The sequence below is a fragment of the Flavobacterium sp. 5 genome (genome assembly GCF_002813295.1).
In the GTDB taxonomy this organism is placed as follows: Bacteria; Bacteroidota; Bacteroidia; order Flavobacteriales; family Flavobacteriaceae; genus Flavobacterium.
Map to the genome: position 1 here is coordinate 4,034,240 of NZ_PHUE01000001.1, position 16,553 is coordinate 4,050,792.

The following is a 16,553-nucleotide window of genomic DNA, read 5'->3' on the forward strand; positions in this document are numbered from 1 at the left end:
AAAAAAGAAATTTAGGAGTTTCTGAAAATTAATTAAATTTAAAAAATGAATACAAAAACTGCAATTGTAACCGGAGGAAATTCTGGTTTAGGTTTTGCCACAGCAAAAAAATTATGTGATAATGGTATCACGACCTATATAATTGGAAGGTCAAAAGAAAAAACTGAAGGAGCTTGTCGTGAATTAGGCGAGAATGCAATTCCTGTTTTGTATGATTTAAATAATATCAATGGAATTTCGGCAATGATAGAAGATTTGACCAAAAATAATCCAATCGATATTTTGGTTAATAATGCTGGGATCAACTTGAAAAAAGAGTTTTTAGATGTAAGTGATGAAGATTTTTTATCAATTATTCACACTAACCTTTTGAGTGTTTTTGCTATAAGTAGAGCAGTAGTAAAAAATATGAAAGAAAATAACGGAGGAAACATTGTGAATATCAGTTCGATGGCTTCTCAATATGGTATTCCAAAAGTAATTGCCTATTCAGCAAGTAAAGGAGCAATAGAATCTATGACAAGAGCTATGGCTGTAGAATTGGCTCCGTTTGGTATTAGAGTAAATTGTGTAGCACCAGGTTTTATCAAAACAAAAATGTCCGCAAAAGCACTGGATAATGATCCGGAGAGAAAAAATAAAGTGCTATCGAGAACGCCAATGGGTATTTTGGGTGAGCCTTCAGACATTGCAGATGCGGTTTATTATTTTGCCTCAAGTGAATCAAAATTTACCACAGGAACTATTTTACCAGTTGATGGAGGAAACAGCATCGGATTCTAATCTTAAATAATAATACTATGATAAAAATGCAACAGGCAATGCGATGGTTTGGTCCCCAAGACACCGTAAATTTAATAGATATTAAACAAGCAGGAGCTTCTGCAGTTGTATCGGCTTTGCATCATATTCCCGTTGGAGATGTTTGGGAAGTGGATGAAATAAAAGCTAGACAGGAAATAGTAAGAAATGCAGGTTTGAAATGGACAGTTGTAGAAAGTCTACCCGTTCATGAAGAAATTAAAAGAGCTTCGGGAAATTATCTGAAGTACATTGAGAACTATAAAATAAGTATAAAAAATCTAGCCGAATGCGGAATTAACGTTATCACATATAACTTTATGCCCATTTTAGACTGGGTTCGTACAGATCATAGTTTTATTAATCAAGATGGAAGTAAGACACTTTTATATAATCAGGAAGCTTTTACTTATTTAGATGTTTTTTTATTAAAGCGCCCAAATTCTGAAAGCGATTATTCTGATATAGAAAAAGAAAATGCATTGCAGTTTGGTAATACTCTTTCTATAGAGCAAAAAGAATTGCTTTTCAAAAATGTATTATTAGGGCTTCCAGGTAGTAAAACAAATTTTACGGCAGAGCAAATTCTAACTTTATTAGATAATTACGCTTCAATTGATAATGTAAAATTGCTAGATAATCTGATTTACTTTTTATCAGAAGTAGCTCCAGTTGCTGAAAAACTGGGTTCTAAATTAGCAATTCATCCTGACGATCCCCCTTTTTCGGTTTTGGGACTTCCTCGAATCGTTTCTACAGAAAGTGATCTTCGAGCAATTTTTGAAGCTGTTCCTTTAGAGGCAAATGGGTTATGTTATTGCACAGGTTCGTTAGGAGCAAATCCTCAAAATAATCTCGAAAAAATTATTGATGATTATGGAAATCGAATTCATTTTTTACATCTGAGAAATACAATCAGAGAAAACAGAAATGTTTTTAGAGAATCTGAACATTTGGATGGAGATACAAAAATGGAGGTTATTATGGAAAAATTATTGCTATTAATGAATCAAAGGAAAGTGAGTTTACCAATGCGTCCCGATCACGGATTTTTGCATGCTATTGAAGAAGGGAAGGAACAATATCCAGGTTATTCTTTAATAGGCAGATTAAAAGGTCTTGCTGAATTAAGAGGCTTAGAAAAGGGAATTGCTTATAAATTAGATCAAATAGTTTAATTTATTTAAACAATTGGAGAACTTCCTGAACTAACTCAAGAAAGCTGTCCCAGTATAATAGAGTTAAAAGAAACAGAATAATAATTTTTTTACTTAAAACGAGACGTTTTTGATAATTCTTCTTGAAATTGAGGTTTTTACAGAAAATCACGTAATAAGTTAAAGAGAATTTGCATAATGTTTTTTTTTAATTAATTTTACACAACCGATTGCGTTAAATGATTTGTTATTCATTTTGCAAGGGTTCAAGATGTTTAAAACCTAGTATTGAATTTCTAAATCTAACAATATGGTTTTTTATTAAAATCAACAGAAAATAAAAGAGAGATTAAGCTCGAATGAAAAATAGGGAAGAGGTTAATTAATAAATTATAATAGATAAAATAGTAGTATGGCTGAAGAAAATATAGAAAAAATTAAATTTGAGGAAATTGATAAATTTGCCATTTCACAACCTTTAGTATCTCATATTTATACAGCTGATCCTTCAGCACATGTATTCAATGGCAAGATATATATTTATCCCTCACATGATATTGATTCAGGAATTCCATTCAATGATAATGGAGATCATTTTGGTATGGAAGACTATCATGTGTTTTCAATGGACTCTATCAACTCACAAGCTATAGATAATGGTGTTGCTTTACATGTTGATGATGTAGCTTGGGCAGAAAAGCAAATGTGGGCACCAGATGCAGCGCATAAAAACGGTAAGTATTATTTGTATTTTCCTGCAAAACGTTCAAATGGAATTTTTCAGATAGGTGTTGCAGTTAGTGATTCTCCTGCTGGTCCTTTTAAACCAGAAAAAGAAGCTATTAAAGGAAGCTATAGTATTGATCCTGCTGTTTTTGAGGACGAAGATGGTAAACATTATATTTATTTTGGAGGAATTTGGGGCGGACAGCTTCAGAAATACAGAGATAATAAATATGATACCGATTATGAAGAACCATTCGGAACAAATAGGGCGTTAGGTCCTATAGTTGCCAGGTTAAGTGATGATATGTTAGAGTTTGATGAAGAACCAAAAGAAATTAAAATTCTTGATGAAAACGGAAAGGATTTATTAGCAAGTGATAATGACCGTCGTTTTTTTGAAGCTTCATGGGTGCATAAATACAAAGGCAAATATTATTTCTCGTACTCAACAGGTGATACTCATTTTATATGTTATGCGATAGGCGATAGTCCTTATGGACCATTTGTTTATCAAGGAATAATTCTAAATCCAGTTGTTGGCTGGACATCTCACCATTCTATTTGTAGAGTTGATAATGATTGGTATTTGTTTTACCATGATTCGAGTTTATCAAAAGGAATAACGCATTTAAGAAGCATAAAAGTAACCAAAATAAATTATTTGCCAGATGGTTCAATTGAAACCATAAATCCATATAGTAAAGAGTACTAAAAGTCAGTTTTTTTGTTGAGTTGTTTAATTTATTAATTTTTATTTTCTATGAATGCAAGAGATGAAAAAGAAAAAATGACCGTCAAAAACTATAAAAAATACTATATAGAAATTGATTGTGCAATTTTTAATCTTCAGGAGGATGGTCTAAAAGTTTTAGTTGTTAAGGATATAGATGATCTTGGTGTAACACATTGGAGATTAGCTCATGATTGGTTAAAAAAAGACAAGACTATACTGGAAACAGCTTCTGGTATTTTGAAAAGATGTATTGGTGAGAATAGTTCTTATTTGGAGCAAGTGAAGGCATTTGGTTTTACTTCTTCTTACTCGATAAAAGAAGATATTTCGATTGGATATTATGCACTTGTTAGGATTATTTCAAATGATTTAGAAAAACACATTGCTGAAGGACATACGAAATGGATTGGTATTAATGAAACTAGCTGTTTAAATGATAAAGACACTGTGATATTAAATTATTGTATACAAGAGATACGCGATAGTATTTGTAAAACTGCGATAGGTTTTAATTTGCTTCCGGAAAAATTCACCTTGGCTCAAATAATCCACCTGTATAAAGAAATCTTAGGTATTGATATTGATAAATCTAATTTTCGAAGAAAGATTCTTGCAACTGGATTATTAAGTGATTTATATGAAAAAGAGGAAAATGTTTCGCATCGTGCTGCGAGATTTTATAAACTAAGCTTACAACATCAAGAAATTTTATTGAATAAAGAACTCAATTTTCATTTTTGATATAAGATTTAGATAGCAAAGATGGTAACAATGAAGCTATAAATAAAAGAAATGTATTGAGTATTTATACTGCTCAAGATTAGTAATAATAAAAGAAAGTTTAATTAGTATGTATTATATAGGGTATGATATAGGAAGTTCTTCAATCAAGGTAGCTTTGGTTGAAGCAGAAACGGGCAAGAAAATCATTGTTTTGAATGAACCCCAAAACGAAATGGAGATTGTCTCCTTACAACCCGATTGGGCAGAGCAGGATCCTGAAATTTGGTGGCAACACATTTGCGTAGCGACTAAAAGGGCTATTCGTGAAGCAAATATTGATGCTTCAAAAATAAAAGGAGTAGGGATTTCATATCAAATGCATGGTTTAGTTGTGGTAGATGAAAATGGAAGTCCATTGCGTAATTCCATTATCTGGTGTGATAGTAGAGCAGTTGAAATTGGGAACACAGCTTTCACAGAATTAGGTGAAGAAAAATGCATGACACATTTATTGAATTCCCCTGGAAATTTTACAGCTTCAAAGTTAAAATGGGTTAAAGAAAATGAGCATGAGGTTTACAAAAAAGTGTATAAATACATGCTTCCTGGAGATTATATCGCTTACAAATTAACAGGCGAAATTACTACAACCAAAAATGGTTTGTCCGAAGGTATGCTTTGGGATTACAAAGAAAATAAAGTAGCTGATTGGTTATTAGATTATTATGGAATTGCTCCTTCAATGACACCAAAAATAGTTGAAAATTTTAGTAATCAAGGTTTTTTAAACGAAAAAGGAGCTAAAGAATCAGGGCTTCCAATTGATATCCCTGTTGTATATAGAGCAGGAGATCAACCGAATAACGCACTTTCTTTAAATGTTTTGAATGCAGGTGAAGTGGCGGCAACAGGAGGAACATCTGGTGTTTTTTATGCTGTAACTGATGCTACAATTGGAAAAAGTACACGTGTAAATAATTTTGTGCATGTAAATTTTGAAGAAAAAAATCCTCGAATCGGTAAATTATTAAATATAAACGGAGCAGGAATTCAGTATCGATGGTTGCGAAACAATATGGGGGATGAAACCTATGAATCAATGAATCATAAAGCAGCTAAAATTGCAATTGGTTCTGATGGGTTGGTAGTACTTCCTTTTGGGAATGGAGCAGAACGTATGTTTAATAACAAAAACATTGGCACCCATTTTTTAAATCTGAATTTAAATATTCACAGCAGTTCACATTTATTTAGGGCAGCTTTAGAAGGAATTGCTTTTTCATTTGTGTACGGAATGGAATGCCTGAAAGACGATAATGCAACAATTGGAGTTATTCGTGCAGGTAACGATAATTTATTTCGCTCCGAAATATTCTCAAATACAGTTGCCACTTTAATTGGACACGAAATAGAAATTTATAACACAACAGGAGCGGTAGGTGCTGCAAGAGCAGTAGGATTAACTGATGGTGATTTCGAAAAATTTGGTTCAAATATTTCGAAAAACGATCACGTAATGACGTTTTTGCCTTTGCAAAATAGCGAATCATACCAAGTTGCTTATCAAAAATGGAAAAAAGAATTAGAAATAATATTAACTCATAATAAATAAAGAAGATGATAATTTTAGGAGAAAAAGAGTATTACAAAGGAATAGGTCAAATTAAATTCGAAGGAAAAGAGTCAGATAATCCTTTGGCGTTTAAATATTACAATCCAGATCAGGTAGTTGCAGGAAAAACAATGCGTGAGCATTTTAGATTTGCGATTGCGTATTGGCATACTTTCTGCGGACAAGGTTCAGATCCTTTTGGACCTGGAACACAACATTTTGCATGGGATGAACCTAAAGATGCGATTGAAGCAGCAAAATTAAAAGCAGATGCTGCTTTCGAATTTGTTACTAAAATGGGTTTTGATTATTACTGTTTTCATGATTATGACTTGGTTAGAGAAGGAGCAACTTTTACAGAATCAGAAAGCAGATTGGCTACAATCACTGATTATTTGAAAGAGAAACAAGCAGCTTCCGGAGTAAAATTACTTTGGGGAACAGCAAACTGTTTTTCTAATCCACGTTACATGAATGGTGCAGCGACTAATCCAGACTTTAATGTATTGGCAAGAGCTGGTGGTCAAATAAAATTGGCTATCGATGCGACTATTGCTTTAGGTGGAGAAAACTATGTGTTTTGGGGAGGTCGTGAAGGATATATGACTTTATTAAACACTGACATGGGAAGAGAATTAGATCACATGGGACAGTTTTTAATTCAGGCTAGAGATTATGCAAGAGCTCAAGGTTTCAAAGGGAATTTTCTTATTGAGCCAAAACCAATGGAACCATCAAAACACCAATACGATTTTGATTGTGCTACAGCAATTGGATTCTTACGTCAATATGGTTTAGAGAAAGATTTCAAAATGAACATCGAGGTAAATCACGCTACTTTGGCACAACACACTTTCCAACACGAAATTGAAACTGCTGCTAAAGCTGGAATGTTAGGAAGTTTAGATGCTAACAGAGGTGATTACCAAAATGGATGGGATACTGACCAATTTCCAAATAATATCCAAGAAACTACTGAAGCAATGTTGGTTTTCTTAAAAGCTGGTGGTTTACAAGGTGGTGGAGTTAATTTTGATGCAAAAATCAGAAGAAATTCAACTGATATGGAAGATGTTTTCCATGCACATATTGGTGGTGCTGATACTTTTGCAAGAGCATTATTGACTGCAGATAAAATCATTACTTCTTCTCCTTATGATAAATTAAGAACAGAAAGATATAGTTCTTTTGATTCTGGAAACGGAAAAGCTTTCGAAGAAGGTAAATTAGGTCTTTCTGAATTGTATAAAATTGCTCAGGAAAATGGAGAATTAAATCTACAAAGCGGAAAACAAGAATTGTTTGAAAACATTATCAATCAATATATTTAAAATTAGTTGTTTATCTATTAGATAATCGAGTTAAAGTTGTTGATAAAAGAATAGGGTTGGGAGGATGGATTCTCAGCCCTTTTTTTAGCAGCTAGCTAAACGAATTAATTATTCAATCTATTTTATAACCAAAAACAAACTATAATGAAATTTTTTATTGACACTGCTAATTTAGAAGATATTAAAGAAGCACAAGCCCTAGGCGTTTTAGATGGAGTGACCACAAATCCATCATTAATGGCAAAAGAGTGGATCTCTGGAAAGCAAAATATTTTACAGCATTATGTAAACATCTGTAATATAGTTGATGGTGACGTCTCTGCCGAAGTAATTGCAACAGATTATGAGGGTATGATAAAAGAAGGAGAAGAATTAGCCGCTTTGCATGAGCAAATTGTAGTGAAACTACCAATGATTGCTGATGGAATTAAGGCTTGTAAATATTTTTCGGATAAAGGAATAAGAACCAATGTTACTTTGGTTTTCTCTGCTGGACAAGCTCTTTTGGCAGCCAAAGCAGGAGCAACCTATGTATCACCTTTTTTAGGTAGATTGGATGATATTTCGACGGATGGAATGCATTTGATTTCTGAAATTCGTGAGATTTATGATAATTATGGATTTAAAACCCAAATTCTTTCTGCATCTATTAGACATACTATGCATGTTGTGAATTGTGCCAAAGTTGGATCTGATGTAATGACTGGACCTTTATCCGCAATTAAAGGATTATTGAAACATCCATTAACAGATATTGGTTTAGCACAATTTGTTGAAGATGCTAAAAAAATGAATTTGTAATTATGGAAATTCAACAATTACAATATATAGTATCTCAGACTCGTCGTGATATTTTGAGAATGGTTCATAAAGTGAATTCAGGTCATCCTGGAGGTTCTTTAGGGTGTACAGAATTTTTAGTGACTTTATATAATGAAATTATGTACCGCAATGAAGGTTTTGATATGAATGGGAAGGGCGAAGATTTGTTCTTTTTATCTAATGGTCATATTTCTCCAGTTTTTTATAGTGTTTTAGCGAGATGCGGTTATTTTGACGTTGAGGAATTAAACACTTTTAGGTTATTGAATTCTCGTTTGCAAGGACATCCAACTACACATGAAGGTTTACCAGGAGTACGAATTGCTTCGGGTTCTTTAGGACAAGGATTATCTGTGGCTATTGGTGCAGCTCAAGCTAAAAAACTTAATGGTGATTCAAGATTAATCTACACACTTCACGGTGATGGAGAATTGCAGGAAGGACAAAATTGGGAGGCGATCATGTATGCTTCGGCTAAAAAAGTTGATAATTTAATCGCTACAGTTGATTATAATGGTCAGCAAATTGACGGTTCTACCAAAGATGTACTTGACATGGGTTCTTTGAAAGCTAAGTTTGAAGCCTTTGATTGGGAAGTACTTGAAATTAAAGAAGGAAATAATATCTCTGCTATTTTGGAGGGTTATACTTTGGCAAAACAATTAGTTGGAAAAGGAAAACCAGTCTGTGTTTTATTGCATACTGTAATGGGGAATGGTGTTGATTTTATGATGTATACTCACGCTTGGCATGGAAAAGCACCAAATGATGAACAATTAACAAACGGATTAGCTCAGAACACTTCAATTTTAGCAGACTATTAAAAAAGTAAGAAGCTTTAAGCAGGAAGCTTTGAGCCTATTGCTTACAGTTTATTTCTTATAGCAAAAAAGAAAAAATGAAAAAATATACAAATACAGGAAGCAAGGATACCAGAAGTGGATTTGGTGCTGGTTTAGCAGAATTAGGGAGAACAAATCCTAATGTTGTTGCTTTATGTGCCGACTTGATAGGTTCCTTAAAAATGGAAGAATTCATAAAAGATAATCCAGAAAGATTTTTCCAAATTGGTATTGCCGAAGCTAATATGATAGGAATTGCAGCAGGATTAACCATTGGTGGAAAAATACCTTTTACAGGAACTTTTGCTAATTTTTCGACAGGAAGAGTGTATGATCAAATTAGACAGTCAGTTGCTTATTCTGATAAAAATGTAAAAATCTGTGCTTCTCATGCAGGTCTTACTCTTGGTGAGGACGGCGCAACTCATCAAATATTAGAAGATATTGGACTTATGAAAATGATTCCGGGTATGATGGTTATCAATACTTGTGATTACAATCAAACGAAGGCTGCAACAATTGCAATTGCAAAACATAAAGGACCAGTTTATTTGCGTTTTGGCCGACCAGTAGTTCCAAATTTTACTCCAGCTGATAGTCATTTTGAATTGGGAAAAGCGATTTTACTTAATGAAGGTACAGATGTTACAATAGTAGCAACAGGACATCTAGTTTGGGAGGCTTTAATTGCTGCCGAAACATTAGAACAAAATGGAATCAGTGTAGAAGTAATTAATATTCATACCATAAAACCGTTGGATGAAGAAGCAATCTTGCAATCTGTAGCAAAGACTAAATGCATCGTAACTGCTGAAGAACACAATTTTATGGGAGGATTAGGAGAAAGTATTGCTAGAGTTTTAGCATTACATAATCCGACTCCACAAGAGTTTGTATCTACTCGCGATACTTTTGGTGAAAGCGGTACTCCAGCACAATTGATGGATAAATATGAATTGAATAATGAAGCAATTGTAAAAGCAGTTCAAAAAGTATTGAAAAGAAAGTGATTTAATAGCTTAAAAAATAAGGTTTTACATTTTAAATGTATCATAGAATTAACTCTTCTAATGTTAATTCTATGATTTTTTTAGCAATATAAAGATTATAATAGGAGATAAAATTCCAATAGGAATAATAACTTTTTTTATAATGTTCCCGCAAATACAATCCCAATTCCTGCAATGGTATGAATTTGATTGTAATCAATCATAGCATCTCCATATCCATGAAAAAATTGACCATATCCTTTTAGATTACCATATATAGGGAAAGCCCAGTCAAACTCAATACTGCCATGATTATCCTCACCAAATCGTAAAGAATGTTGTGCTTTTAATGTCAGTAAATGTTTTTTTAGTCTATAATTAAAAGTAACATCAGCTCTACCCATATAATTTTCAATATCAGGGTTCTCAGTATCTTCAATTGCAAACCATGTTCTAACGAACAAGCTCCATTGCTTATCTTCAAAGCCTGCACCCAAAATAACTCGGTTCCAACTTCTTGTAAATTTATGGCCTTCTCTTCCATTTGACTGATGATTAAATGCAAGTCCAAGCATTTTTATGTTTAAAAAATTAAATGTAACAGGATAATTAAAAATAATTTCTGGTTCATAATTGGTTTCTCTAAAAGGTCTTGAAAATTCTACATTATAAACCTGCCAAAATGATTTTTGAGTATAACCCAGCCATAAAGCTCCATTTCCAAAGATTCTTTGAGCTAATTTAGTTTTGAAACTGAATTGCATAGTAGCTTCTACATTTTGTAATTCTACTTCATTTCCGCTATCAGCAACATCATCAGGAGTTACTTCAAAAGGAACTGCTCTCCTATGACTTGAAAACCGGAATGGCATAATATAAGTAGGCTTATAAGCTGTTATCAAAAAGGTTTCACTAGTGCTGTCAGGTTCTAGTTCCCATATTTGAGTAAGAGTCTGATACGAATCCTGTTTCTTAAAAATCGACGATGATTGTCCCCATATTGAAGAGGTCGTAAATAAAAAGAGAGCTACTATTTGTATTGCTTTTACGAAATAATTTTTCATATTTTATTGTTTTAAAATTCCATAAAAGTAATTAATTCGAGTGATACTCTTTTAATATATTATGTCAGCAGAAATACACCAAAATTGTGGAAATTATGAATATGTTATTTAACTAAATTTGTTTTATTACTTTTATAAAAAAATGATAAAATGAATTTAATTGAAATTCATATAAATGATATTCTGTGATTTATGCAAATCTCATAAACCAAAATCATTATATGTTTTTTATTCAGTTTTAACTGACAAAATAAACACCGAAAGCGAGGTTGATTTACTTGTAGAAAAGCAATTAAAAACCCTTTTTTTTAGAAAGACAATAAATCAAAAAAGTAATTGATTTATGGAGAATAATATTAAAACTTGGCTTTATGATATTTTAAGCTCAATCAATGTAATCTCTAACTCTAGAAAAATTATCGATGTTAGAAATAATTATTCACCGATATGATTCAGTTTCAGACAATGTAATTTGGGGAATTGTAATACTAAATCTACCTGTTTTACAAAAAGAAGGTGAAGGATTATTAGGCGATTAAAATAAGTACTTCTGCTAACAGCTAGAGAAGATTTGGGCATTTGGCTTTAAAGATGGTTTTGTACTTGAAAAATTTGTCTATAATGGAAAAAACTCGCATCTTCAATCCCAAACCTAGAGCCAGAACATTCTTTGGTCATTTGGAAAGTTTATCTAATTTAGTGTTTCACCATATTTCGTGCATACTAAAATCAATTTAGTAAGATTTTTACATAAAATAGTTGTTAGCCTCGTAAGTTTCCTATCTAGGCTAGCGCTGTTGAAGTTCAGGTAAGTATTATATATCTATATAATAGGTTTCGTACCCGTCTGAATTATTCCTTGAATGGCCATATAATATGCTTCTTGTGAAACCTCTACCTTAATACAAAGATGTTTTTAATTAGGCTAATTCGATTGATAATGAATGGTTTTAATTAACGCCAGTATATCTTTAGCTGTTATGCAATTTTATCAAATGAGTTCAGAATTTCGTTATATTCTTAAATTATTAGATTATTTTTGGGTTAAATCAAGAAATCTATGAAAAATTTAATTTCTATTACAATTGCTTTCGTTTTATTAGCCTGTCAAAATAGTTCTGAGACAATTATAAAACTCTATAGCTTACCCAAAAAACTAAAAGAAGTTTCTGGAATTATTTATTTCCCTGAAACCAATACCATTTATACACTTGAAGACAGTGGAAATGCTAATAAAATTTACGCTTTAAATTCCAATGGAAAAATAGATAAAGCAATATCGATTACCAATGCAGCGAATGTTGATTGGGAAGATATTACAAAAGATAAAAAGGGTAATATTTATATAGGAGATTTTGGAAATAATGATAACGAGCGCAGAGATTTGTGTATTTATAAAGTAGCCAAAGGAGAATTAAATAAAGAGAATGCTATCTCAGAATATAAAATTTCATTTTCTTACCCAGAACAAAAAGATTTTCCACCCAAAAAGACAAAACTGTTCTTTGATGTAGAAGGTTTTTTTGAATTTAACGGCTATTTTTATCTTTTTACTAAAAATAGAAGCAAGGGTTTCGATGGAACTGCTTTAGTTTACAAAATTCCAAATATAGGAGGAACGCAAAAAGCGGTTTTAATGGGGGAATTTAAAACCTGCGACAACTATAATCATTGTGCTATTACCAGTGTAGCAATTAGCCCAGATGCTACTAAAATAGTTGTTTTAACTCATGATAAAGTAATAATGTTCAATAATTTTAAAGGTGATAACTTTTTAAATGGGACTCAAAAAACATTCAAACTAAATCATTTTTCTCAAAAAGAAGCTATTTGTTTTAAGGATAATAAAACCTTGATTATAGCCGATGAAAAGACGAATAAAACAGGAGGAAATGTATATGAAGTATCTTTAGAAAAGATGAGCTTCTAAGATACTAAGTTTCTAAGTTTTTTTTTATAACTATTAAAGCTTAGCAGCTCAGAAACTCACTAGCTTAGTAACTAAAACCCATACCCAATGCCAACAGCAATTCGGGCTTTGTCATCACCGCTTTTAAAATAAGTGATTCTTCCAGTAATTACATTTAGTCCATTAATCCAAATTCCTCCACCAGCAGATTGGTGCCATTTGTTTGAGTTTTCTCCGTCTAACCAAATTCTTCCATAATCAAAGCCTCCTAAAATTCCGAAAGTCATTGGTATAAGACTCTTTTTTATTCTTCCAATATTCCAACGTAAATCAGTACTTTGATAAAAAGAAGATTTTCCCAAAAAGCGTTCATTTCTAAAACCTCTTAGATCGTAATCACCACCCAAAGTTGCTCCTTGATAAAACTCAAAATTATTATTAAACAATACTTTTGACTTTAATATAGTAGCTAATACAAGTTGACCATCAGCATCAATTTTATGGTTGAAATTTAGTTTTGTCTCTAATGTTGGAAAATTTGCTTTCGTATCATTAACATTCATTTTCCAGCTACCAGCCAGAGAGAAACCGAATCCCATTGTTGGCAGTGAAGGTACATCGTAGTTCTCAAAACTATATTTGATTGCGCCTCCAACAAATTGCTGATTATCAAAAACGTTTGGATTTACTGCACCTGGAATATTAATATAGCGATCAGTGGTTTCTTCGACTTTTATTTTTTCAAAAAGGGTGTATAAACCTATTTCACTTCCATAACGACCTGTTTTTTTTATAGAAGGAGCAGCTCTTAGTGTTCGTAGTCTAACTCTATTATAATCTAAGCCATAGGTTTGATCGCTGTTTATTGTTTCATTTCCATATCCAAAATAATTAATAGTGAAGTTAGGACTCGTAAATTTTGATTCTATCTCGAAGTTCCATTTGCCTAAACGTTGAGGGAAAATACCATTATAAGTAAACTCATATCCACTTGTAGCAAAAAAATAATTTGCTTTTAAAGTGTGTTTCTGACTAAACGGATGTTGATTGAAATTGTTTACCGTGTAGCTAGTAATTGCACCTAATTTTACACCATCATCAGGGTTGTAACCTCCCCAAGGAGTAAGTGTAAAAACATTGTATTTTACTTTTTCATAATCATACAAATTGGTTTCATAGTCGTCTGTCAAAATTGCTTCGGCTTTTGAATCTAAAGTATAGCTATTGGGTTTGGATTTGAAATCATAAATTTTTAATTTCTTTCCATTTTCAACAGTATAGGAGTCATTGTTTTGTCCACCAATTAATTTTATTTTGATCCCCGATTTAGCGTTGCCTTTTACTTCGAAAATGTCATCATCATCTAAACCATAAACCCAAATGTTTTTAGTTTCTTTAGCATTAAATTTTTTAGTGTAAAGTAACTCATCTCCCTCTTTTTTTACTCTGTAAACGGCTATTTCAGTATTGTTCTTTGAAATATGGTTAACAATAAATTTGTCTTTTTTATCCGTTCCAACAACCAAAACGGTTCTTTGCAATACTTCATAATATTCTTTTGCGTAGTGTTGTAGTTTGTTTTTTCTGGTTTTTAATTTACGCTTAATATCTTCAATAGTTTCGTCTTGGACTTCTTTTGGTAAAGAGACAAAAGCATTATCAATATCCTTATCCGTTAGATGTTCTTGAATATATTTAGCTTGAGCTAACCATTCTTTTTCATCAGCAGTTTTTAAAAAAGCTATGTCTTGTGAATACGGTTCACGGTTGAGCCATTTTACATTTCTAATATCTTTTTTGAAGGTTTTTTGATGACGAAGCAAAGGACTTGTCATAATTATAACCATTAATGCTCCGTCATATTTTGTAAAAGCCTGATCACGGTCACGAGGAATGGGTTTGTATATCACTTTTCCGTTTTCTTTATATTCTCCCCAACGCCATTGATCACTATGTCTGTCCCAATCGCCAATAAGCATATCAAATAATCGTGCTTTAATATATGCGGGTTCATCGATGGTGTATTTTTCATCTTTACGCATATTTTTCATCAGATCATCAGTACTAATAATGTCTAATGGATTTCCTAAACTCTTAGCGCCTTTCTGTTCACTAGATAGTTGTTCTTCTATTAAATACAGCTCATCTCCAAAATTAGAATTATACTTTTTTAATGTTTTTTGTTTTGGAATATAATACAAATTAGGATTGGTATGTGGTACGCCAATTTTATCAGCCATACTTCCTACTGCAAGCGGAGTGTATGGGTGAGAAGTTGTGTAAAAATCATATAAAAAATCTTCGGCATAGGTTTTTTTAAATTGATTTGAAACAAACTGATCCTTGAAAAGCACCGATTGAAAAAACCTAGAAGTACTTTTCTTTAAAGCACGCATTGCATATTCTTTTCCTTCGGCATCTACAAGTCGTAATGAATTTGATTGATGTCCACCGCCTTCTCTAACAGGTTTTACTCCTCCAAAAAGAGTGTCTAATGTTGCTGTTTTTGCTTCTACTGGTAAGCTATAATATTTTCGATAATGTTGTCCAAAAAGGAATTTATGTACAATGTTTTTTTGCGTCATTTCCTTAGAATAAATGGATGTTGTAGTTATTGCAGGAAATTTTGTTGGCAGATTTTTTGGAGAGATTGTATCTCTCGCTTTTATAATGATTTGTTCAAAAAGTAATTTTTCCTTATGATTTTCATTGCCATAAAAGGAAACCTTAGAATTACCATTTTTAAACAACATTAATTCGGCATAACCATTACCTCCGTATGAAAAATCGTCTGGATTAACAGCCTTCGCGGATTCCGATTTTGAACCCGCTCCACTAATGATTTGGTGGATATTATTTTTGCTGATATATTGTAAATTATGATCATGACCTGATACCACAATTACATTCTTTTGATTGTGTAAAAGGGTTTTAATTCTTCTTACATAATTATTGTATACTTTGTTTTGAATGTCTTGTGGACTAACTCCTGATGTTTTTCGAATTAAATTCATAAAAGAGCCAATAACAGGTAATGGAATTTTTTCTTCCAAAGGGAAAAGTTCTTTTTCTACAGAATATTGTCCTCCATGAGAGCCATTTGTCATTAATGGATGATGAATGGCAATGATTACCGTTTTGTCTTGGTTTTTGTTTAATATACTTTCTAGTTCATCAAAAAAATCTTCACGGGTTTTTATAGTACAATCGTCATTTATAGTTGGATTGTCATCCCAATCTTCTAAAAACCATTGGCTGTCAATAGTTACTAATGTTGTGGTTGCATTAATTTTCAAGTCATCTATAGCACAATTTTTTTGAGGTAAAAATGCTTTTTTATCATCTAAATAATTGGTTATAAATTTTGCTTGCCTTTCTAAACCTTTAATTCCACTGTACCAATCATGATTGCCAGGGATGAAAATAGTTTTCCCTTTAAAATTTTTAGACAGTTGTAGTTGATTGGTAAGTTTCGTTTTGGCTAAATCTTGTTCTTTCTTATCATCAGAATTTGGAAAACCTTTTGGATAAATATTATCGCCAAGAAATAATAATGTACTGTTTTTGCTAGAATGTTCTAATCTGTTTTCAAGTAGGGCTAGTGTTTCCTTAGATTTATCTTCATCTGCATTTCCGGCATCACCAACTAAATAAAAAGTATGAGCTATTGTTGATGAATCGATTTCACTTTGTTCGACTGGTTTTGTTGCTTCTTTTCCATATTGAGCATGATGTGTAGCGCAGGAATTTAGAATAAACAATAAAGTTATAGTGAGAGAATATTTTTTAATTGAAGTAATAAAAGGATTATCCAAAAACAATTTCATAATTTAGTAAGATTAAA

The 16,553-nt window shown here is 32.2% G+C and carries 12 protein-coding genes; 10 read left to right on the forward strand and 2 right to left on the reverse strand.

Annotated features, from left to right (window positions below):
• The first annotated feature begins 45 nt into the window (after positions 1-45).
• The 9 genes from CLU82_RS16935 (at position 46) to CLU82_RS16975 (ending at position 9,757) form a co-directional block, all read left to right on the forward strand.
• Positions 46-783: an SDR family NAD(P)-dependent oxidoreductase gene (locus CLU82_RS16935; RefSeq protein WP_100844202.1), complete on the forward strand. Its 738-nt coding sequence runs from the start codon at positions 46-48 to the stop codon at positions 781-783.
• A 17-nt stretch (positions 784-800) separates the two neighbouring features.
• Positions 801-1,979 carry a mannonate dehydratase gene (gene uxuA, locus CLU82_RS16940; RefSeq protein WP_232735263.1) on the forward strand — a complete coding sequence of 393 codons (1,179 nt, stop codon included), beginning with the start codon at positions 801-803 and terminating at the stop codon, positions 1,977-1,979.
• A 391-nt stretch (positions 1,980-2,370) separates the two neighbouring features.
• On the forward strand, positions 2,371-3,396 hold the full coding sequence (locus CLU82_RS16945; RefSeq protein WP_100844204.1) for a glycoside hydrolase family 43 protein: 1,026 nt from the start codon (positions 2,371-2,373) through the stop codon (positions 3,394-3,396).
• Positions 3,397-3,444: 48 nt separating this feature from the next.
• On the forward strand, positions 3,445-4,158 hold the full coding sequence (locus CLU82_RS16950; RefSeq protein WP_100844205.1) for an NUDIX hydrolase: 714 nt from the start codon (positions 3,445-3,447) through the stop codon (positions 4,156-4,158).
• A gap of 109 nt (positions 4,159-4,267) precedes the next feature.
• Positions 4,268-5,752 (forward strand): xylulokinase, encoded by a 1,485-nt coding sequence (locus CLU82_RS16955; RefSeq protein WP_100844206.1) that lies wholly within the window; start codon positions 4,268-4,270, stop codon positions 5,750-5,752.
• Between the two features lie 5 nt (positions 5,753-5,757).
• The gene (xylA, locus tag CLU82_RS16960; RefSeq protein WP_100844207.1) at positions 5,758-7,083 is read left to right on the forward strand and encodes a xylose isomerase; all 1,326 of its coding nucleotides are present in this window, start codon (positions 5,758-5,760) and stop codon (positions 7,081-7,083) included.
• 144 nt (positions 7,084-7,227) lie between these two features.
• The gene (gene fsa / locus CLU82_RS16965) at positions 7,228-7,884 is read left to right on the forward strand and encodes a fructose-6-phosphate aldolase (RefSeq protein ID WP_100844208.1); all 657 of its coding nucleotides are present in this window, start codon (positions 7,228-7,230) and stop codon (positions 7,882-7,884) included.
• A gap of 2 nt (positions 7,885-7,886) precedes the next feature.
• Positions 7,887-8,729 carry a transketolase gene (locus tag CLU82_RS16970; protein ID WP_198520234.1) on the forward strand — a complete coding sequence of 281 codons (843 nt, stop codon included), beginning with the start codon at positions 7,887-7,889 and terminating at the stop codon, positions 8,727-8,729.
• Between the two features lie 74 nt (positions 8,730-8,803).
• Positions 8,804-9,757 (forward strand): transketolase family protein, encoded by a 954-nt coding sequence (locus CLU82_RS16975; protein WP_100844210.1) that lies wholly within the window; start codon positions 8,804-8,806, stop codon positions 9,755-9,757.
• 137 nt (positions 9,758-9,894) lie between these two features.
• Here CLU82_RS16975 and CLU82_RS16980 read toward each other — a convergent pair whose 3' ends face one another.
• A complete protein-coding gene (locus tag CLU82_RS16980) occupies positions 9,895-10,800 on the reverse strand; it encodes a phospholipase A (RefSeq protein WP_100844211.1) in 906 nt (301 codons plus the stop codon).
• Positions 10,801-11,860: 1,060 nt separating this feature from the next.
• Here CLU82_RS16980 and CLU82_RS16990 point away from each other — a divergent pair.
• Positions 11,861-12,730, forward strand: coding sequence for a hypothetical protein (locus CLU82_RS16990; protein ID WP_100844212.1), 870 nt, complete (start codon positions 11,861-11,863; stop codon positions 12,728-12,730).
• A 71-nt stretch (positions 12,731-12,801) separates the two neighbouring features.
• Here the strand turns inward: CLU82_RS16990 and CLU82_RS16995 are convergent, their stop codons facing one another.
• Complete coding sequence (locus CLU82_RS16995; RefSeq protein ID WP_100844213.1) at positions 12,802-16,536, reverse strand: metallophosphoesterase; 3,735 nt, start codon at positions 16,534-16,536, stop codon at positions 12,802-12,804.
• Positions 16,537-16,553 lie beyond the last annotated feature (17 nt).